This window comes from Rhodococcus sp. JCM 9793 (genome assembly GCF_055380405.1).
On record NZ_AP043721.1, the window covers coordinates 2,924,246 to 2,944,103 of the forward strand.

At 65.8% G+C, this 19,858-nt stretch carries 17 protein-coding genes; 12 read left to right on the plus strand and 5 right to left on the minus strand.

The window, feature by feature from the left end:
* Positions 1–316 precede the first annotated feature (316 nt).
* The 4 genes from ACZ46K_RS15590 to nrdF all read left to right on the plus strand — a co-directional run bounded on the left by ACZ46K_RS15590 (position 317) and on the right by nrdF (position 4,383).
* Entirely contained in the window at positions 317–547 is a 231-nt protein-coding gene (locus tag ACZ46K_RS15590; RefSeq protein WP_054810288.1) for a redoxin NrdH, read from the plus strand.
* 81 nt (positions 548–628) lie between these two features.
* Positions 629–1,081: a class Ib ribonucleoside-diphosphate reductase assembly flavoprotein NrdI gene (gene nrdI / locus ACZ46K_RS15595; protein ID WP_054810287.1), complete on the plus strand. Its 453-nt coding sequence runs from the start codon at positions 629–631 to the stop codon at positions 1,079–1,081.
* Positions 1,082–1,250: 169 nt separating this feature from the next.
* On the plus strand, positions 1,251–3,332 hold the full coding sequence (nrdE, locus tag ACZ46K_RS15600) for a class 1b ribonucleoside-diphosphate reductase subunit alpha (protein ID WP_464749335.1): 2,082 nt from the start codon (positions 1,251–1,253) through the stop codon (positions 3,330–3,332).
* Between the two features lie 49 nt (positions 3,333–3,381).
* Positions 3,382–4,383 carry a class 1b ribonucleoside-diphosphate reductase subunit beta gene (gene nrdF / locus ACZ46K_RS15605; protein WP_464749151.1) on the plus strand — a complete coding sequence of 334 codons (1,002 nt, stop codon included), beginning with the start codon at positions 3,382–3,384 and terminating at the stop codon, positions 4,381–4,383.
* A gap of 89 nt (positions 4,384–4,472) precedes the next feature.
* Here nrdF and ACZ46K_RS15610 read toward each other — a convergent pair whose 3' ends face one another.
* The 3 genes from ACZ46K_RS15610 to ACZ46K_RS15620 are packed head-to-tail and all read right to left on the minus strand — an operon-like array spanning position 4,473 to position 7,106.
* Positions 4,473–4,949 (minus strand): NUDIX hydrolase, encoded by a 477-nt coding sequence (locus tag ACZ46K_RS15610; protein WP_464749152.1) that lies wholly within the window; start codon positions 4,947–4,949, stop codon positions 4,473–4,475.
* Between the two features lie 17 nt (positions 4,950–4,966).
* Positions 4,967–6,064: an HtaA domain-containing protein gene (locus ACZ46K_RS15615; RefSeq protein WP_464749153.1), complete on the minus strand. Its 1,098-nt coding sequence runs from the start codon at positions 6,062–6,064 to the stop codon at positions 4,967–4,969.
* Positions 6,048–7,106, minus strand: a complete 1,059-nt coding sequence (locus tag ACZ46K_RS15620; protein WP_464749154.1) for an iron-siderophore ABC transporter substrate-binding protein — start codon at positions 7,104–7,106, stop codon at positions 6,048–6,050. Before ACZ46K_RS15620 ends, ACZ46K_RS15615 begins: the two co-directional genes overlap by 17 nt.
* A 323-nt stretch (positions 7,107–7,429) precedes the next feature.
* Here ACZ46K_RS15620 and ctaD point away from each other — a divergent pair, with 323 nt between their 5' ends.
* From ctaD to ACZ46K_RS15635, 3 genes are all read left to right on the plus strand, one after another.
* Positions 7,430–9,202 (plus strand): aa3-type cytochrome oxidase subunit I, encoded by a 1,773-nt coding sequence (gene ctaD, locus ACZ46K_RS15625; protein ID WP_464749155.1) that lies wholly within the window; start codon positions 7,430–7,432, stop codon positions 9,200–9,202.
* Between the two features lie 207 nt (positions 9,203–9,409).
* On the plus strand, positions 9,410–10,642 hold the full coding sequence (gene serB / locus ACZ46K_RS15630) for a phosphoserine phosphatase SerB (RefSeq protein ID WP_464749156.1): 1,233 nt from the start codon (positions 9,410–9,412) through the stop codon (positions 10,640–10,642).
* Positions 10,635–11,399, plus strand: coding sequence for a peptidyl-tRNA hydrolase (locus ACZ46K_RS15635; protein WP_464749157.1), 765 nt, complete (start codon positions 10,635–10,637; stop codon positions 11,397–11,399). The genes serB and ACZ46K_RS15635 overlap by 8 nt, the downstream gene beginning before the upstream one ends.
* A 58-nt stretch (positions 11,400–11,457) precedes the next feature.
* On the opposite strand, the gene glgX is transcribed toward ACZ46K_RS15635, so the two are convergent.
* On the minus strand, positions 11,458–13,665 hold the full coding sequence (glgX, locus tag ACZ46K_RS15640) for a glycogen debranching protein GlgX (protein ID WP_464749158.1): 2,208 nt from the start codon (positions 13,663–13,665) through the stop codon (positions 11,458–11,460).
* Between the two features lie 42 nt (positions 13,666–13,707).
* On the opposite strand from glgX, the gene ACZ46K_RS15645 reads away from it, so the two are divergent.
* The 5 genes from ACZ46K_RS15645 (at position 13,708) to ACZ46K_RS15665 (ending at position 18,460) form a co-directional block, all read left to right on the plus strand.
* Positions 13,708–14,541, plus strand: a complete 834-nt coding sequence (locus tag ACZ46K_RS15645; RefSeq protein ID WP_054810461.1) for an ABC transporter ATP-binding protein — start codon at positions 13,708–13,710, stop codon at positions 14,539–14,541.
* A 43-nt stretch (positions 14,542–14,584) separates the two neighbouring features.
* Complete coding sequence (locus ACZ46K_RS15650; RefSeq protein WP_464749159.1) at positions 14,585–15,424, plus strand: NUDIX hydrolase; 840 nt, start codon at positions 14,585–14,587, stop codon at positions 15,422–15,424.
* A gap of 68 nt (positions 15,425–15,492) precedes the next feature.
* Entirely contained in the window at positions 15,493–16,272 is a 780-nt protein-coding gene (locus tag ACZ46K_RS15655) for an enoyl-CoA hydratase-related protein (RefSeq protein ID WP_054807096.1), read from the plus strand.
* A 52-nt stretch (positions 16,273–16,324) separates the two neighbouring features.
* A complete protein-coding gene (locus tag ACZ46K_RS15660; protein ID WP_054807095.1) occupies positions 16,325–17,302 on the plus strand; it encodes a methyltransferase domain-containing protein in 978 nt (325 codons plus the stop codon).
* Complete coding sequence (locus ACZ46K_RS15665) at positions 17,303–18,460, plus strand: THUMP-like domain-containing protein (RefSeq protein WP_054807094.1); 1,158 nt, start codon at positions 17,303–17,305, stop codon at positions 18,458–18,460.
* A gap of 24 nt (positions 18,461–18,484) precedes the next feature.
* Here the strand turns inward: ACZ46K_RS15665 and ACZ46K_RS15670 are convergent, their stop codons facing one another.
* A complete protein-coding gene (locus ACZ46K_RS15670; protein WP_464749160.1) occupies positions 18,485–19,792 on the minus strand; it encodes an outer membrane protein assembly factor BamB family protein in 1,308 nt (435 codons plus the stop codon).
* Positions 19,793–19,858: the final 66 nt, after the last annotated feature.

The following is a 19,858-nucleotide window of genomic DNA, read 5'->3' on the forward strand; positions in this document are numbered from 1 at the left end:
CGCGGCCCACCGGTACTTGTCGGTGGGTCGCGTCACACTGTGTGGAACTGCACCGCGAAGGCGGCCCTCGACACGCCGCAGACGCGTCCTTTCCGCAGTGCGAAAGTGAGGCGACCTGGGAATATCAAGAATGTAACTCACAACATCCTGGGTTCTATGTATCTATCGGGCACAAGGTGTAGTGTCGAGACCGTTGGAATCCCATACGGCATGGATCTCTCGGGGAAGTGAGATCGAGCCGGTTCGATGGGCATTCGAGCATCGCGCAGCAGTCAGTCGTCCGGCCCGTCACGGCCGTGTTGAAGAGGGGAATCCCATGAACATCACCGTCTACACCAAGCCTGCCTGCGTCCAGTGCAACGCCACCTATCGAGCCCTCGACAAGGCCGGAATCGAGTACGCGGTCGTCGACATCTCCGAGGACCCCGAAGCCCGCGACTACGTCATGGCTCTGGGCTACCTCCAGGCGCCCGTCGTCGTGGCGGGCGAGGATCACTGGTCGGGCTTCCGTCCCGATCGCATCAAGGCTCTCGCGGTCGCTGCCTGATCCCACGCGGATCGCTGCAGCAGAAACGGCACTGTACGACGGGCCGGCCTTCGTAATCGACCGAAAAGTTGGTGAGTACCGATGACCTCGCAGGGGTCTACCCCGGGGACGTCTCTGGTGTACTTCTCGAGCGCATCCGAGAACACCCACAGGTTCGTGCAGAAACTCGGGATTCCCGCAGTCCGGATCCCGCTGCACGACCGTGAGGGTGCGTTCGAGGTCCATGATCCGTACGTGCTGATCCTGCCCACATACGGCGGCGGCACCACCATCACAGGTCGCGACACGAATTTCGTGCCCAAGCAGGTGATCCGCTTCTTGAACAACGAGCACAACCGGAGTCTGATCCGCGGGGTGATCGCGGCGGGAAACACGAACTTCGGCGAATCGTTCTGTTTCGCAGGCGATATCGTTTCACGAAAGTGCAAGGTCCCGTATCTGTATCGGTTCGAACTGATGGGCACGGCCGACGACGTGGAGCGTGTCCGGGATGGCCTCGCACAATTCTGGGGGCAGAGCCTCCAGACGGCATAACGCACAGGCGGGTCTCGGCCCGCAGTTCTCGAGTACCGCGGGCCTGCCGGCAGCGCGGCTGATTTCATACCTTCCGATATGTAGGGGCAGCACTGTGACCATTACCGATCCCGCTCGGACCACGAGCGCCGCGGCCGACGAGTCGCTCGACTACCACGCACTCAATGCGATGTTGAACCTGTACGGCCCCAACGGCGAGATCCAGTTCGACAAGGACGTGGCTGCCGCGCGCCAGTACTTCCTTCAGCACGTCAATCAGAACACCGTCTTCTTCCACAACATCGACGAGAAGCTCGACTACCTCGTCGAGGAGAAGTACTACGAGCCCGAGGTTCTGGACAAGTACTCGCGCGAATTCGTCAAATCGCTGTTCCAGCAGGCATATTCGAAGAAGTTCCGTTTCCCGACGTTCCTCGGTGCGTTCAAGTACTACACCTCGTACACACTCAAGACGTTCGACGGTAAGCGCTACCTCGAACGGTTCGAGGACCGTGTCTGCATGGTTGCGCTGACCCTCGCCGACGGCGACGAGATCCTCGCCCGGCACCTCGTCGACGAGATCATCTCCGGTCGATTCCAGCCGGCGACCCCCACGTTCCTGAACTCCGGCAAGAAGCAACGTGGCGAGCCGGTGAGTTGTTTCCTCCTCCGTATCGAGGACAACATGGAGTCGATCGGCCGCTCCATCAACTCCGCACTTCAGCTGTCCAAGCGAGGTGGCGGAGTCGCACTGCTGCTCAGCAATATTCGCGAGCACGGTGCGCCGATCAAGAAGATCGAGAACCAGTCTTCGGGTGTCATCCCGATCATGAAGCTGCTCGAGGATTCGTTCTCGTACGCCAATCAGCTCGGCGCACGCCAGGGTGCCGGCGCGGTGTACCTGCACGCCCATCACCCCGACATCTACCGGTTCCTCGACACCAAGCGTGAGAATGCCGACGAGAAGATCCGCATCAAGACGCTCTCGCTCGGCGTCGTGATCCCCGACATCACCTTCGAGTTGGCGAAGCGGAACGAGGACATGTACCTGTTCTCGCCGTACGACGTCGAACGTGTCTACGGGACGCCGTTCGCTGACATCGACGTGACCGAGAAGTACTACGAGATGGTCGACGACAAGCGCATCCGCAAGTCGAAGATCAAGGCACGTGAGTTCTTCCAGACGGTCGCCGAACTGCAATTCGAGTCCGGCTATCCGTACGTGATGTTCGAGGACACCGTCAACCGGGCGAATCCCATCGCGGGCAAGATCACCCACTCGAATCTGTGCTCCGAGATCCTCCAGGTCTCGACGCCGTCGGAGTTCAACGACGACCTGTCCTACAGTCATGTGGGCAAGGACATCTCGTGCAACCTGGGCTCGCTCAACATCGCGAAGGCCATGGACTCGCCGGACTTCGCGCAGACCATCGAGGTCGCGATCCGTGGTCTGACCGCGGTGTCCGATCAGACGAGCATCACGTCGGTGCCGTCGATCGAGAAGGGCAACAACGAGTCCCACGCCATCGGCCTCGGACAGATGAACCTGCACGGGTATCTGGCGCGCGAGCACATCTACTACGGCTCGGCCGAAGGCATCGACTTCACGAACATCTACTTCTACACGGTGCTGTTCCACGCGTTGCGTGCATCGAATCGGATCGCCATCGAACGCGGAACCCATTTCAAGGGGTTCCCGGAGTCGAAGTACGCATCGGGTGAGTTCTTCGACAAGTACACCGAGCAGGCATGGGAGCCGGAGACGGATCGCGTGCGCGCCCTGTTCGCCGATGCCGGCGTGACCATCCCCACTCGGAGTGACTGGCGTGACCTGAAGGAATCGGTCCGCGAGCACGGCATCTACAACCAGAACCTGCAGGCTGTCCCGCCGACCGGGTCGATCTCGTACATCAACAACTCCACCAGTTCCATCCACCCGGTGGCGTCGAAGGTCGAGATCCGCAAGGAAGGCAAGATCGGTCGCGTCTACTACCCCGCGCCGTACCTGACCAACGAGAACCTGGACTACTACCAGGACGCGTACGAGATCGGGTACGAGAAGATCATCGACACCTACGCGGCGGCCACACAGCACGTCGACCAGGGTCTGTCTCTGACTCTGTTCTTCAAGGACACGGTTTCCACCCGCGATGTGAACAAGGCCCAGATCTACGCGTGGCGCAAGGGAATCAAGACGTTGTACTACATCCGGCTGCGTCAGATGGCGCTCGAGGGCACCGAGGTGGAGAACTGCGTCTCGTGCATGCTCTGATCCAGCCCTGGCCGCTCCCGTCCCACGAAGACATTCAGGTAGGTAACCGATGACCTCTGTATCGCATTCACCCGCAGACGGGGCCCGGATCAAGTTGATCGACCGCGTGTCGGCGATCAACTGGAACCGCGTCCCCGACGAGAAGGACGCCGAGGTGTGGGATCGCCTCACCGGTAACTTCTGGCTGCCCGAGAAGGTGCCCGTCTCCAACGACATCCCGTCCTGGGGCACGCTCACTGAGTACGAGCAGCAGCTCACCATGCGCGTGTTCACCGGCCTGACCCTGCTCGACACGATCCAGGGCACCGTCGGTGCCGTGTCGCTGATCCCCGACGCGGTCACCCCGCACGAGGAAGCGGTACTGACGAACATCGCGTTCATGGAGTCGGTGCACGCCAAGAGCTACTCGCAGATCTTCTCGACGCTCTGCTCCACCCGCCAGATCGACGATGCGTTCCGGTGGTCGGAGGAGAACGAGAACCTGCAGCGCAAGGCGCAGATCATTCTCGACTACTACCAGGGCGACGATCCACTCAAGCGCAAGGCCGCCTCGACACTGCTCGAGTCGTTTCTGTTCTACTCGGGCTTCTACCTGCCGATGTACTGGTCGTCGCGGGCGAAGCTCACCAACACCGCCGACGTGATCAGGCTGATCATCCGTGACGAAGCGGTGCACGGCTACTATATCGGCTACAAGTACCAGAAGGGCCTCGAGAAGGTCACGCAGGCAGAGCGCGACGAGCTCAAGGAATGGGTCTTCGATCTGCTGCTGGAGCTGTACGACAACGAGACCCACTACACCTCGGACCTGTACGACGAAGCGGGTCTGACGGAGGACGTCAAGAAGTTCCTGCGCTACAACGCCAACAAGGCGCTGATGAACCTCGGCTACGAGGCGCTGTTCCCGAAGGACGAGGCCGACGTCAACCCGGCGATCCTGTCGGCATTGTCGCCGAACGCCGACGAGAACCATGACTTCTTCTCGGGGTCGGGTAGCTCGTACGTGATCGGCAAGGCCGTCGTCACAGAGGACGCGGACTGGGACTTCTAGTCCGACTCCCGTATCCGGTTGATGCATCGCTCTGGCCGAATGTCGCGCTTGGCGGACGACATTCGGCCGGAGCGCTGTTCGGAGCGGTGTCACGGCCTCCGGAACCACGCTTCAGGGCGATCGGCGAGCGCTTTCTCCAGCCGCAGTGCTGACGTTGCGGTGAGCGGGGTGGGCAGGTTGTCGGGCGCGAACCATGCCACCTCGAGGTTCTCGTCGTCGCCGACCCGGGCGGATCCGCCGGTCGCGCGCATCACGAAGGACACGTCCAGATATTGCGCGACGTCCCCGTTGGGATAAGTGATCGGTTCGGTGACATCGACGCTCGTGAGCCGTAGCACCTCGGCATCGACCCCGGTTTCCTCCGCGACTTCGCGGACCGCGGCCACCGCCGGCTGCTCACCGGGCTCGAGAATGCCGGACACCACCGCCCATTTGCCGTTGTCGGCGCGGCGGGTGAGAAGGATGCGGCCGTCGTCGCCGAGGACGATCGCGCTCACGCCGGACAACCACAGCGGATCGTGCCCGACGTGAGCGCGGAGGTCGGCGACGAAATCAGGGATGGGCATGCGTCCATCCCAACACCTCAGAAGTGGAACGACACAGGGGAGGCGGCCTGCCCCGAGTACGGCAGTAGCACGGTCGGCTGCAGCGGCACCGTGAACCGGGCCGGCACATCGCTCCACTCGGCGCGTCCGGCCTCGGCGGGGGCGCCGAGCAGGGCGAGCGTGACGCGGCTCATCGAGTCGGTGCCCACCTGATCGCCGGTGGAGGACTCCGCGGTGAGATAGGTGCCGTCGGCGGTGAACTCGATCCACGGATTCGCGAGCGCGATCTCGAGCAGATGGAAGCGTGTGAACGACACGACCGTGCCGCGGTACTCGATGCGTCCCAGGCCCGTGTCCGTGTCGATCCGTGCTTCGGAGAGCTCGAAGGTCATCGTCCCGTCGTCGCGAACCGAGGCGCCCTCGCTGCCGACGACCGAGCCCTGCGTGGTTCCCGTGACGAGATCGGTGTATCCGGGTGCGAATCCCCACACGAGGTCCGGGGACGGCGCCGACGGCGCATTCGGGCCGGGGGAGTGATCGAAGTTCACCGGCACCGACAGTTCCTGTGCGGCGTTGACCGCATCGGCCGCACCGAAGGTGTAGATGCCGTACCGGGCGTCGTCGGGAACGGTCTCGGGAGCGTCGATGGTGATCATTGCCGTGAACGAGCCGTCGTCGGCGAGCGGAACCCATTGCTGGCGCACCGTGCGGCGCATGTCGAACGGCCGGTCCGGAACCTGGCTCAGTGCGCGCTCCGACAACACCCACGCGTTGGTGGAGCGCACCGTGGCGCGATTCTCGCCAGGGGCATCCTGGGACGGCCGCCAGTGCTCGGAGAAGCCGCCGAACGAGACGAAGGTGCCATGTGGAACACCGGGCGGCACCGGTACCGGTAGCCCGCCGTTTCGGTTGGCCTCGGGGTCGAATCCGGTGCCGCGGACGACCACCGTGTCTCCCTCGTGGACAGGGGTGTCGCCGAGCGGAGTCACACCGTCGGAGGCGAACACCTCGATGCCCGGTTGGTCGACAGGCTGGGCGGTTGCCGGCGTGACGACCAGCGTGCCCAGCGTGAGTGCGCCCGCCAGAGTGATCCCGATCCTGCGGATACCTGCAGCGATGTCAGTTCGAATAGCCATTGAGTGACTGCCTCAGATCTGTCAGTACTGCATGGGCCGCTACCGGGCCGGGCGTGGACCACACCTCGTCCGAGACGGAGAACAGCCGGTTGTCGGTGACGGCACCGAGATCGAGCCACTCGTCCCGGTTCATGTACTCCGTACCCCGATCGAGGCCGTCCTGTCCGTCGAATCGGACGAAGATCACATCTCCGTCGGCGGCGACGGGGTCCTCCGTGTCGAGTGGTCGGTATGCGCGGCCGTCCTCGACCCCGAACCGCTGCGGCGCAGGCCTCTCTGCGCCGACATCGGCGAGGACCTGACCGGCGAACGACGCGGTGCCGTCGATGGTGGGACCGTCGCCGGTGAACCTCACGAGCGACGCCTGTGTTTGCGACGAGGTGAGTTCGCGCCCGAGTTCACTCGCCGCGACGGAATACCGCTCGAGCGCACTGCGCGCCGCCTCGGAACGGCCGAGAGCCTCACCGACGCGCTCGAACTGCTGCCGCCAGAACACCTGGTCGGCCCCGACGACGACGGTCGGCGCGACGGACGACAACGATTCGTAGAGTCCCGGGTCCGCCGCGGCGCCGACGATCAGATCCGGCTGGGCCAGCTCGACTGCATCGAGATCGGGGGAGTCCGACGTACCGATCGTGGGGATCTCGGTGACACCGGTGCCCAGGTACTCGGGGCGCTCGTCCGAGTCGACGCCGACGCCGACGACGCGTTCCCACAGACCGAGGGCGCACACGGCGTCGAGTGATGCGGTGTCGAGGACGACGATCCGCTGCGGATCGTTCGGGATCTCGGACACACCGGCCGTGTGGATGACGCCGTGTGTGCCGCCGGCGGGCAGACCGGGGTCGGTGGGGCTCGGCAGTGCGCATGCCGTCGTCGTGTCTCGTTCGATGCCGACCACGGCGGCGCCCGCGATACGGGTGGTGGTGCGCACGATCTCGGAGGCCGGGTCGTCGGCCGGGGTGGAACAGCCCGCGAGCGTGAGGGCGGCCGTGGCGGCGGCGAGAGCGACGATGCGGACACGGTGCGCGGGCAATTCCACCACTTCCTGTAGAGGGGACGAATCAGGCTATCGCTTGTGCAGATAGGTCCCGGCGATCCTGCCATAGTGCGGCGAGTGGAAAACGGTCCTCTACGCGGCCGACTCCGCATGTGGTGATGTGCGTCACTCGACTGTCGTGACGTGCTGGATGCGGCGATTCGCTCGTGCGTGGATTGCCGGTTCGGCGGTAGGGTGACGCCCGAGTACGACAGCGAGTAGGACCCGGTTAACGAGTGGTGCGCGCACGGTCTACGATTCGATGAGCGCAAGCCAGAGAGACCGTTCGCCTCCAGCCCGAGTCGAGCGCGCATTCAGGAGGATTAGTGACTGCCGTAGCGCCCCAGCCAGTCCCAGAGATAGCTGCAGCAAGGCCATACCCGCCGCGGCAGGGACCCAAGGGTTCGTTCATCTACAAGATGATCACCACCACAGATCCGAAGGATCTGGGGATCATGTACTTGATCACCTCGGTCTCGTTCTTCCTCATCGGTGGCCTGATGGCCCTGCTGATGCGCACCGAACTCGCGGTTCCGGGCCTGCAGTTCCTGTCGAACGAGCAGTTCAACCAGCTGTTCACCATGCACGGCACGATCATGCTGCTGATGTACGCGACCCCGGTCGTGTTCGCATTCGCGAACTACATCCTGCCGCTGCAGATCGGCGCGCCCGACGTGGCGTTCCCGCGACTGAACGCGTTCAGCTACTGGCTGTACCTGTTCGGCGCGACGATCGTGATGCTCGGCTTCGTGACCCCCGGCGGCGCTGCCGACTTCGGCTGGACGGCATACACGCCGCTCACCAGCGAACTGCACTCCCCGGGTGTCGGCGCGGACTTCTGGATCCTCGGCCTCGGTGTCATGGGTCTGGGCACCATCCTCGGTGGCGTCAACTTCATCACCACCGTCGTCTGCCTACGCGCCCCCGGTATGACGATGTTCCGGATGCCGATCTTCACCTGGAACATCCTGATCACCAGCATCCTGATCCTTCTGGTCTTCCCGCTGCTGACCGCCGCGTTCATGGGCCTGTTCGTCGACCGCCATCTCGGCGGCCACATATACGACCCGGCCACCGGTGGTGTGCTCCTGTGGCAGCACCTGTTCTGGTTCTTCGGCCACCCAGAGGTCTACGTCATCGCGCTGCCGTTCTTCGGCATCGTCTCCGAGATCTTCCCGGTCTTCAGCCGTAAGCCGATCTTCGGTTACACCGGCCTGGTGTACGCGACGATCGCCATCGCGGCCCTGTCGATCGCGGTGTGGGCGCACCATATGTACGCCACCGGCGCCGTGCTGCTCCCGTACTTCTCGTTCATGACGTTCCTGATCGCGGTGCCGACGGGCGTGAAGTTCTTCAACTGGATCGGCACCTTGTGGCGAGGCCAGATCACGTTCGAGACACCGATGCTGTTCTCGGTCGGGTTCCTGATCACCTTCCTCTTCGGTGGTCTGTCCGGCGTCATCCTCGCGAGCCCGCCGCTGGACTTCCACCTGCACGACACCTACTTCGTCGTCGCACACTTCCACTACGTGGTCTTCGGCACCGTCGTGTTCGCCACCTACGCCGGTATCTACTTCTGGTTCCCGAAGATGACGGGCCGGATGATGGACGAGCGTCTCGGCAAGTGGCACTTCTGGCTGACGTTCGTCGGCTTCCACCTGACGTTCCTGGTGCAGCACTGGCTCGGCAACGAGGGCATGCCTCGCCGCTACGCCGACTACCTCCCGACCGACGGGTTCACCAACCTGAACATCGTGTCGACGATCGGCGCCTTCGTCCTCGGCGCCTCGACGCTGCCGTTCATGTGGAACGTCTTCAAGAGCTACCGCTACGGTCAGGTTGTCACGGTCGACGATCCGTGGGGCTACGGCAACTCGCTCGAGTGGGCCACCAGCTGCCCGCCGCCGCGCCACAACTTCACGGAGCTTCCGCGCATCCGCTCGGAGCGTCCGGCGTTCGAACTGCACTACCCGCACATGGTCGAACGGATGCGCGCCGAGGCTCACGTCGGTCCGGGCAGTCACAAGCACAATGTGAACGTGCTCGAGGGCGCCGATCGCACACCCGGCGACCACCCGCGCGCCGGCGAAGACCAATAGCTCTCCAGCCTCACAGCAGGCGCTCAGCGCGCAACACTGCATGACAGGCCCCGCCCGTGACAACGGGCGGGGCCTGTCGCATGCGGTACGGAACGAGGCAGTGGAGCTGCGCAACCCCGCGACCTCGGACGACTGCGAGACTGCAACAATGAGACGAGCACGTGCTTCGACCCGTGCACGATTCGACTGACGAAGATCGGAGACGTAGTGGCGTCTGAGACCACTGTGCTTGTGACGGTGACGGGCCCGGACCACCCCGGCGTGACCTCGGTGCTGTTCGCCGCGTTCAGCCGCCACGACGTGGACCTGCTCGACGTCGAACAGGTCGTCATCAGGGGACGGCTCACGCTCGGCGTCGTGGTGGTGTGCCCCGGCGACCCCGAGGCTCTGCAGGACGAGGTCGAGGCCGCGATGGCCACCGTCGGCATGCACGCCGACGTCGAGCTCGGCGCCCGACCCGAGAACGGCCGTGCGGTCTCCACTCACGCTGTCGTCGTGCTCGGAAGTCCCGTCAGCGCCCGCGCCATGCGCTCCGTCGGCCGCACTCTTGCCTCGCTCGGCGCGAACATCGACTCGATCCGCGGCATCGCCGACTATCCGCTCACCGGCCTGGAACTGATGGTCACCGCCACCGACCAGGGCGCCGACGCCGACAAGGCATTGCGCAAGTCACTCGCGGAACTCGCCGCGGGACTCGACATCGACATCGCCGTCGAACGCGGGGGCCTCGCGCGCCGCTCGAAGCGCTTGATCGTGTTCGATGTCGACTCGACCCTCGTCCAGGGCGAGGTCATCGAGATGCTCGCCGCCCATGCCGGTGTCGAGGACAAGGTCCGCGCCGTCACCGAAGCAGCAATGCGCGGGGAGCTCGATTTCACCGAATCGCTCGAGCAGCGCGTGGCCACCCTCGAGGGGCTGCCCGCCAGCGTGATCGACGAGGTCGCCGAGCAGATCGAACTGACGCCGGGCGCACGCACCACGATCCGGACGCTGCGTCGTCTCGGATTCCGTTGCGGCGTCGTCTCGGGCGGATTCCGTCAGGTCATCGAAGGCCTCGCGCACGATCTCGAACTCGACTTCGTGCGCGCCAACACCCTGGAAATCGTCGACGGCAAGCTCACCGGCAAGGTCATCGGAGATGTCGTGGATCGCGCGGCGAAGGCACGGGCGCTCCGGGAATTCGCCGACGACGCCGGCGTCCCGATCGAGCAGACCGTGGCGGTGGGCGACGGCGCAAACGACATCGACATGCTCAGTGCAGCCGGTCTCGGTATCGCCTTCAACGCGAAGCCCGCGCTCCGTGAGGTCGCCGACACCGCGCTGTCCTACCCGTACCTCGACGCAGTCCTGTTCGTCCTGGGCGTGACGCGCGAGGAGATCGAAGCAGCCGATCGCGGCGACGGAACCCTCCGGCGCGTCCCGCTCGAGCACGGTGCCTGAGCCGCATCCGGTTTTCGCCGATCCCGGATTCGAATCCAGGCACGGCGTACTCGCTCACGGGTACGGCGACCGGGATGACCCGGACGATCCGTCTGCGGTGCTCGCGATGCCTCTCGTGCTGCACATCCCGAAGGCCGAGCCTCCCGACCGCAGCGCGCTGCTCGAAGCGGCGGCCGTCGCGACGGTGGCGCTCTGCCTGGATCCTCGGGTCGGTGCAGGTGAGGACGGTGAACCGGGTGAGTGGCAGGACGCGTTCCTCTCGTGGAACGACGCCCGGATCCGCAAGGTGAGTCGTCGTGCCCGCGGAGCGCACTGGCGTGCCGCGCAGGACGTCGACGGCGTGACCGTCGACCGGCGCGGCGCACAGGCCCGCGCGCTCGTCCCGGGCCCCGTCGGCGACCTCGATCCGCGGATCGCACGACTGCAGATCGGTGGCACGGACCTCCCGCACGACGACCCGGCCGATGTCCCCGTCGGTGTGCCGGTCCTGTGGGTGAACGCCTCGCTCGGGATGACCGTCGGCAAGGCTGCCGCGCAGGTCGGTCACGCATCGATGCTGCTCGCCGGAGCCCTCGACGTCGGCTCGGCGCGGGCGTGGGCGGCGACAGGTTTTCGGTGCGCGGTTCGTGATGCGGATCCCGACCGGTGGGCCGCACTCGTCGTCGGGGTGCACGAAGGCACCGGCGTCGCGGTGCGTGACGCCGGTTTCACCGAGGTCGAGCCGGGCTCGATGACCGTGATCGCCACTGCCTCCTGATCGCCACTGCCTCCTGATCGCCACTGCCTCCTGACACCGCGGTCCACGACCTCGGTCGTCAACCTGCGATCCGGAACACCAGCACGGTCGGGCCCGTCAGAGAGAACGACGAGCCGACCCGGTAACCCGCCGAGCCGGCCGGTATACCGTCGGCCGCGGACGAATCGAATACACATCGAATGTCGCCGTGATACCACTCGGGGCCCGCCAACGTCACCTCCGCCGCGTCACCGGCGTGCAGGACGAACAGGCCGCTGCTGTCCGGTAACGGTCTTCCGCTCGCCGTCACCGTTCCCAGCTCCGATCCGTCCAGCCATGCCTGTACCGTGTTGCGGTCGTCGTCGTGCCAGTCGGGATCCTGCAGTTCGATGCCGTCGCTTCCGAACCACACCAGATCGGGATAGCCGACGGTGCGGGCCCGGCCATCGAAGAACCGACGTTGCCGGAGCACGGGCACTCTCCGCCGCAGTGCCAGCAGAGAACGGACGTACTCGATGCGTTCGTGGTCGGCGTGGACCCAGTCGAGCGGCCACGCCTCGGACACCGGAGTCCTGGCCGGAACACAGTACGCATTGTTGTTGCCGCTCTGGGAATGCCCGAACTCGTCGCCGGCCAGCAACATCGGAGTGCCTGTCGAAAGAAGCAGCGTGGCGAGCAGGGCGCGAACGTGGCGCGCGCGTGCGTCGAGGATCACGGGGTTGTCGGTCGGCCCTTCGACGCCGTGGTTCACCGACTCGTTGTGGTCGGACCCGTCCCGCCCCTCGTCACCGTTCGCATCGTTGTGCTTGTGTGTGAACGAGACCGCGTCGGCGACGGTGAACCCGTCGTGCGCAGTGACGAAATTGATCGACATCCACGGCTGACGTTCATGGCGTCGATACAGGTCCTCGGACCCGGTCAGGCGCGATGCGATCTCACGCACTCCGGAATTCCCTGCCCAGAAGCGTCGGACGGCGTCGCGGTAGCGGTCGTTCCACTCCGACCACTGCACACCGAACCGGCCGAGCTGGTAGCCCTCCGCTGTCGCATCCCACGGTTCCGCGATGAGCTTGCAGTCGGTGAGCACGGGATCGGTGGTGATGGCGGTGAACAACGCGGCGCGTGCATCGAACGCGCCGCCGCGTGGGCGGCCCAGGGCGCTCGCAAGATCGAACCGGAAGCCGTCGACACCCATGTCCGTCGCCCAGTAGCGCAGGCTGTCGCACACCATCCGCACCGTGATCGGCGACGCACCGTCGACGGTGTTTCCGCAGCCGGTGAGATCGATGTCGTGGCCGTCGTCGTCCAGAAGGTAGTAGCCGGGAGCATCGAGACCGCGCCACGACAGGCTCGGTCCCGCGACCGACCATTCGCAGGTGTGGTTGAAGACGACGTCGAGGATCACCTCGATCCCCGCGTCGTGAAGTGCCGCGACCATCGTGCGGAACTCTGCGATCTCGTTGCCGGGCGTAACGGCATAACCGGGGTGCGGCGCGAAGAACGACGCGGTCGAGTATCCCCAGTGGTTGCGCATTCCCCGCGCCTGCACCGGGGATTCGGTGACGAACGCATGCACCGGTAGGAGCTCGACCGCAGTGACACCGAGGTGCACGAGGTGGCCGATCACCGCTGGATCGGCGAGTCCGAGATAGGTACCCCGAAGCGTATTCGGCACGCCGGGATGCCCGGCCGTGTATGAACCGACGTGTAGTTCGTAGATGACGGTGTCCTCCCACGGGATGCGCGGGCGCCGATGCGGTATCCGATCGATCGAACTCCTGTCGATCGAGGCCGCCTCGAAGGAGGTCGCATCGAACGGGGTGGCCGGGGTGACGACGGACAGCGGGGTGTGCCCGAGTGAATCGACGGTGGACATCGAGCCGAAGGGATCGTCGTCGTACGCGAGCAGTCGGGATGGATCTGCGGAGTCGTGCCGCAGATCGGTGTTCGTCACTCGGCGGCCCCACGGATCGAGCAGGATCTTGTGTGGATTGGTGCGGAGGCCTTCGCGTGGACGCCACGGCCCGTACGCGCGATATCCGTATCGCTGTCCGGGGCCGATGTCGGGGACGGTGCCGTGCCAGATCCCGAAGGTGCGGTCGGGGAGATCGACGCGGTGTTCGTGCCCGTCGTCGTCGATCAGGCACACCTGCAGGCGCTCGCAAGCGGGAGCATGGACAGCGAAGCGGGTGCCGCCCCGGCCGGGTGTCGCGCCGAGAGGGAACGGCGACCGATCGGGTTCGGCCGCGCGTTCGGCGGGACTGTGGACACGAGTGGATGACGACACGAATGAGATCCTGCCGTGTCCCGAGTCCGGGCGTGAGCGAAGATGGACGGCGTGGCACAACCTGATCCCGATCTGCTCATCGAATTCGAAGACGTGTTGGTGCGGCGAGGCGGAAATGTCCTCGTCGGGCCCGTGACCTGGAAGGTGGAACTCGACGAGCGTTGGGTGGTGCTCGGCCCGAACGGCGCTGGTAAGACGTCGTTGCTGCGTGTCGCGGCCGCCGAGGACTTCCCGACGTCCGGTACCGCGCACGTGCTGGCCGAGACGTTCGGCCGCACCGATCTGTCGGAGCTGCGGCCTCGCATCGGACTGTCGTCGTCAGCGCTCGCCAATCGCGTCCCCCGCGACGAGTCGGTCGTCGATCTGGTGATCTCCGCCGGGTACGGCGTGCTCGGCCGGTGGCGGGAGAAGTACGACGAGATCGATACCTCGCGCGCGGTGGAGATGCTCGAGAGTCTCGGCGCCGAGCACTTGGCCGAACGCACCTACGGAACGCTTTCCGAGGGGGAGCGCAAGCGGGTTCTCATTGCCCGCGCCCTCATGACCGATCCCGAACTGCTTCTCCTCGATGAACCGGCTGCCGGCCTGGATCTCGGTGGGCGCGAAGAACTGGTGGCGCGGCTTGCGACACTCGCTGCCGATCCGGACGCCCCGGCGACCGTCCTGATCACCCACCACGTCGAAGAGATCCCGCCGGGTTTCACCCACGCGATGCTCCTCAAGGAGGGCGGGGTCGTTGCGCAGGGGCTGATCGACGACGTGATCACGGCGGAGAACCTCAGTGCGGCGTTCAGTCAGTCGATCACGTTGGAGAGGCTCGACGACCGGTTCTTCGCTCGCCGCACGAGCGAGCCGGGGCGGCACCGCCGCGGGTGAGACAGGGCGGGTTCGTACAGGCCTGATCGATTAGGCTCCGAGCATGGCTAACGAACGCTCGGCAACCACCTTCGACCCCGAATCCGTGCCGGTGAAGGATGCGTCCACCGTCATGCTCGTCCGTGACTCGGTACGGGGGGTCGAAGTCTTCCTCCTCCAGCGAGTCGTGGGGATGGACTTCGCGGGCGGCATGACCGTGTTCCCGGGTGGCGGTGTCGACCGCAGTGACAGTGAGGCGTCGGTGCGGTGGACCGGGCGCGATGTGGAGTGGTGGGCGCAGCGTTTCGATGTCACGCAGGCGCGGGCACAGGCGCTCGTGCTGGCCGCGGTGCGCGAGACCTTCGAAGAGTGTGGTGTCCTGCTCGCCGGTCAGGACCCCGAATCGGTGCTCGTCGACACCGCACCGCACGCGCAGGCCCGCGGGCAACTCGAGGCCCGCGAACTGTCCTTCGGCGACTTCCTCACTCGCGAAGGACTGGTCCTGCGCGCAGATCTACTGCGCCCGTGGGCACGCTGGATCACCCCGCTCGGCGAGCGGCGGCGCTACGACACGCACTTCTTCGTGGCTGCAGCCCCGGAAGGGCAGAACGCCGACGGCGAGACCAGCGAGGCCGAACACGTGCTCTGGCAGACCCCCGCAGAATCACTCGACCAATGGAGGTCCGGTCGGTCGGTGTTGCTTCCCCCCACCTGGGCTCAGCTCACCGAGCTGTCCAAGTACTCGACGGTTGCCGAGATCCTGGCTGCTGAACCGGAGATCCCCACGATCCTGCCGATCATGAGCCGGAGGACCGACACCGGGATCCACATCGCGTTCGACGGCGACGAGGGCTACTACGAGGGCGGCGGCCCGCACCCCTGGGCGAATCGGGACGACATCTGACTCGACTCGTCGAGACGGCACCGGGCCTTGTCGAGACGGCACACCCGGGGACCTCTACGCTGAGGCGCATGGCTGAATTCGTGACACTCGAGGTTTCCGACGGCATCGGCACGATCCGACTGGACCGCCCCCCGATGAATGCCCTGAACCGTCAGGTTCAGGAGGAGATCCGGGAAGCCGCGCGTGAAGCCACCGTGCGCGACGACGTCAAGGCCGTGATCGTGTACGGCGGTGAGAAGGTTTTCGCTGCCGGTGCCGACATCAAGGAAATGGCCGACCTGAGCTACGTGCAGATGAGCAAGATCGTCGACGAACTGCAGTCTGCCCTCGGTTCTGTCGCGGACATCCCGAAGCCCACGGTCGCGGCGCTCACCGGGTACGCACTCGGTGGTGGCCTCGAGCTCGCACTCGGGGCCGATCGCCGTATCGCCGGCGACAACGTCAAGCTCGGTACTCCCGAGGTGCTGCTCGGCATCATCCCCGGCGGCGGCGGAACCCAGCGTCTGGCGCGTCTCGTCGGGCCGTCGAAGGCCAAGGACATCGTCTTCACCGGTCGCTTCGTCGGAACCGACGAGGCCCTGGCGATCGGGCTCGTCGACGAGGTGGTCGCCCCCGACGCCGTGTACGACGCTGCTCGCACATGGGCCTCCCAGTTCACCAAGGGCGCGGGCCGCGCACTCGCTGCAGCGAAGGCCGCGATCGATCAGGGACTGGACACCGATCTCGATACCGGCCTGAAGATCGAGCAGCACGTGTTCGCTGCGCTGTTCGCCACCGAGGACCGTACGATCGGCATGAAGTCGTTCATCGAGAACGGACCGGGCAAGGCCGAATTCCTGGGCAGGTAATCGTTGGGACGGGCCACTTGTCGTGAGCTTACTGCCGGGTAGGATTTGCGACATGACTGCAAGCAGGACCGACGGGACCGATCCCGCGCCGAATCCGCACGCCACCGCAGAACAGGTCGCGGCTGCTCTCGAGGACTCCAAGCTCGCTCAGGTGCTCTATCACGACTGGGAAGCCGAGACCTACGACGAGAAGTGGTCGATCTCCTACGACGAACGTTGCATCGACTATGCTCGCGGCCGTTTCGACCTCGCGGCAGGCGAGCAGCAGTTGCCGTACGAGCGCGCCCTGGAGCTCGGTTGCGGCACGGGCTTCTTCCTGCTCAATCTGATGCAGGGCGGGGTCGCGAAGAGTGGATCGGTCACCGACCTGTCGCCCGGCATGGTCAAGGTTGCGTTGCGCAATGGCGAGAATCTCGGACTCGACGTCGACGGCCGGGTCGCCGACGCCGAAACCATTCCCTACGAGGACGACACCTTCGACCTCGTCGTCGGGCACGCGGTGCTGCACCACATTCCGGACGTCGAGCAGTCGCTGCGCGAGGTGCTGCGTGTGCTCAAGCCGGGCGGGCGTTTCGTCTTCGCGGGTGAGCCCAGCACCGTCGGTAACTTCTACGCGCGGTGGCTGGGTCGCATCACCTGGGAGGCGACCACCACTGTCACCAAGCTTCCGTTCCTGAGCGACTGGCGTCGCCCGCAGACCGAACTCGACGAGTCCTCGCGCGCTGCGGCGCTCGAGGCGGTCGTCGACCTGCACACGTTCGATCCCGCCGATCTCGAGAAACTCGCCACGTCGGCGGGCGCAATCGAGGTCAAGGCATCGAGCGAAGAGTTTGCCGCTGCGCTGCTCGGTTGGCCGGTCCGCACGTTCGAGGCAGCAGTTCCCGAAGAGAAGTTGGGCTGGAACTGGGCCAAGTTCGCCTTCGGTGGCTGGAAGACGCTGAGCTGGGTCGACGAGAACGTGCTCAAACACGTCGTCCCGCGCAGCTTCTTCTACAACGTGATGATCACCGGCGTGAAGCCCGGCAAGTAGTTGGGTTACGAGTTCACGCTCGCCGACGTCGAGTATCTGAGGTCGGATCCGGGTGTCGAGGCATTGTCCGCCGTCGACGGCCGGGAACTGTCGACACGGACGCGTCTGTCCGATATCGGCTGGGCGCGTGCGCGTTTCGGTGATCGTGCGGCGCCGCTCGTCGAGACGGTGCTGGCACGTCGAAAGGCCGCAACGAAGCTCGAGGGGGCGCACGAATGGTTGCTGACCGATGACGCTGTGCAACAGGCGACACCGTCACCGGTCGCCTCACACCGAGCGCGTCGGCTCGCAGGTCGGCAGATTCACGACGTGACCTGTTCGGTGGGAGCCGAGTTGGCGGCCCTGGTCGGTGTGGCGTCCACCGTCGTGGGGAGCGACCTCGACGAGGTGCGCCTCGCGATGGCAGTGCACAATGTGCCGGCAGCCCGCGTGGTGCGCGCCGATGCGTTGCGACCGGTGACGCGCGGGACCACGGTGATCGCAGATCCGGCGCGCAGATCCGGTGGCCGGCGCACCCATGATCCGGCCGCGCTGCAACCGCCGTTGCCGGATCTCCTCGATGTCTATGCCGGCCGCGACCTCGCCGTGAAGTGCGCTCCGGGGCTCGACTTCGACAAGCTCGGCTGGGCCGGCGAGGTCGAGATCGTGTCGCTGGACTCGGGTGTGCGGGAAGCCTGCCTCTACTCACCCGGCCTGAGTGAGCCCGGGATCCGCCGCCGCGCCGCTGTTCTGAGGTCGGACGGGTCGGCTTTCGAGGTCACCGATGCGATGGACGACGACATCCCGGAACAGGCGCCGGGGGAGTGGATCATCGACCCGGACGGCGCGATCGTACGAGCAGGTCTCGTCCGGCACTACGCCGCGACACACGGTCTGTGGCAACTCGATCCACGCATCGCCTATCTCACCGGCGACGCACTTCCCGACGGAGTGCGCGGCTTCCGGATTCTCGAGCAGCTGAAGTACTCGGAGAAGAACCTGCGGCAGGCCCTGACCCGCCACGAGTGTGGTTCGGCCGAGATCCTGGTGCGCGGGGTCGACGTCGACCCCGCGCAGCTACGCCCGCGATTGAAGCTGCGCGGCGACCGCGCGCTGAGCGTCGTGCTCACCCGTGTCGGCCGGACACCGGTGGCGTTCGTGTGCACACCGAGCCGCTGACATGTTCGCGGTGTACCCGTGCACTCAGTCCTCGGAGCCGTCCAGCACGTAGATCTCACCCTGCACGGTCGTTGCGACCAACTGGCCGTCCGGCCCGACCGCTGTCCCCACCGAGAATCCGGTCGCCTCGGGGAGTGGCTCTTCGTCGAGGGACTGTCCGTCGGCCACGTCGAACACGAGCGCAGTGAGGCCGTCGTCGCTCTGGGTGATCGTGTAGCCGCGACCGTTCGCCGTGAGCGCCGGTACACCGGCCTGCCGGACATCGTCGCGCTCCCACACGGCCTCGACGCCGTCGCCGGTGTCGCGCAGGGCGGTCAGTGCACCGGAGGGGCCACCGGCCGACAACACGAGCAGCCCGTCTTCGGCGACCGCAGGGCCTGTCGCCGGGGTGTATCCGAGTTCGTGACTCCATCGGGGCTGCCCCGTCTCGGCATCGATCGCCCACAACGCGCCCTCGCCGTCGTGGACGTAGACGGTGGTGGCATCGGCCGAGAGCGCCGGACTGGTCGTGGCGCCGCCCGGAAGGTCGACGTTCGACCATTCCTCGGTGACCACCGGGTTGTTGCCGCCCGGGTACCGCAGGGCGACCAGTGCAGCGTGGTCGGCGCCGGTGCGCCACACTGTGGTGAAGATCCGGCCGGTGCCTTGGTCGATGGCGGGGGTGGTCGCGACGGGGCAGTCGGGGGAGCCGCCGAAGCATCCGGCCAGGCCGTGGTCGGGATCCTGCCGCGGAATGTTCGTGCCGTCTGCGACCCCGGGGATCGGGACCAGATCGAACAGGGGTGCACGGAGCATCCCGGTCTGAGGATCGACGATGTTGACCTGACCGAAATGGGTGACCACGACGAGGCTTCCGTCGCCTGCGAACTGCACCGCGCGGGGAGTGCCGCTCACCGGTATCCGCCACCGGCGCTGGCCGTTCTCGGTGAACGAGTACAGGCCACCGGCCTCGCCGACGTACACATTGGCGACATCGTCCGCCACCGGGCTGATATCCGCCACCCCGGGGCCGAGACGCGTGCACCAGCGTTTGCGCCCGTTGTCCATCTGGTACGAGAAGATGTTGCAGCCCGCGTCGGTGGCCGAGGTGACGGTGATCTGGCCGTTCGTTGCTACCGTCGCCGGTGAACCGACAGTGCCACCGGTCGCCCGCGACCACGACGATGCGACGTCGTCGAGTCCGTCGCTGACGGTCGTATTGCTGTTGCGCGCGTCCGAATGGCGTCCAGGCCACGCGCCCGCGGAGTACGGTCCACCGTTATCGCCACCGCACCCGCTCAACGCCAGTGCTGCCGTCGCCGTCAGCACCGCAGCTCGCCGGGCACCCCGCATCGCTCAACTCCTTCAGGACTGTCGGATTCGACTCGCCAGCGTATCGGGCCGGGTGTTTCACGTGCC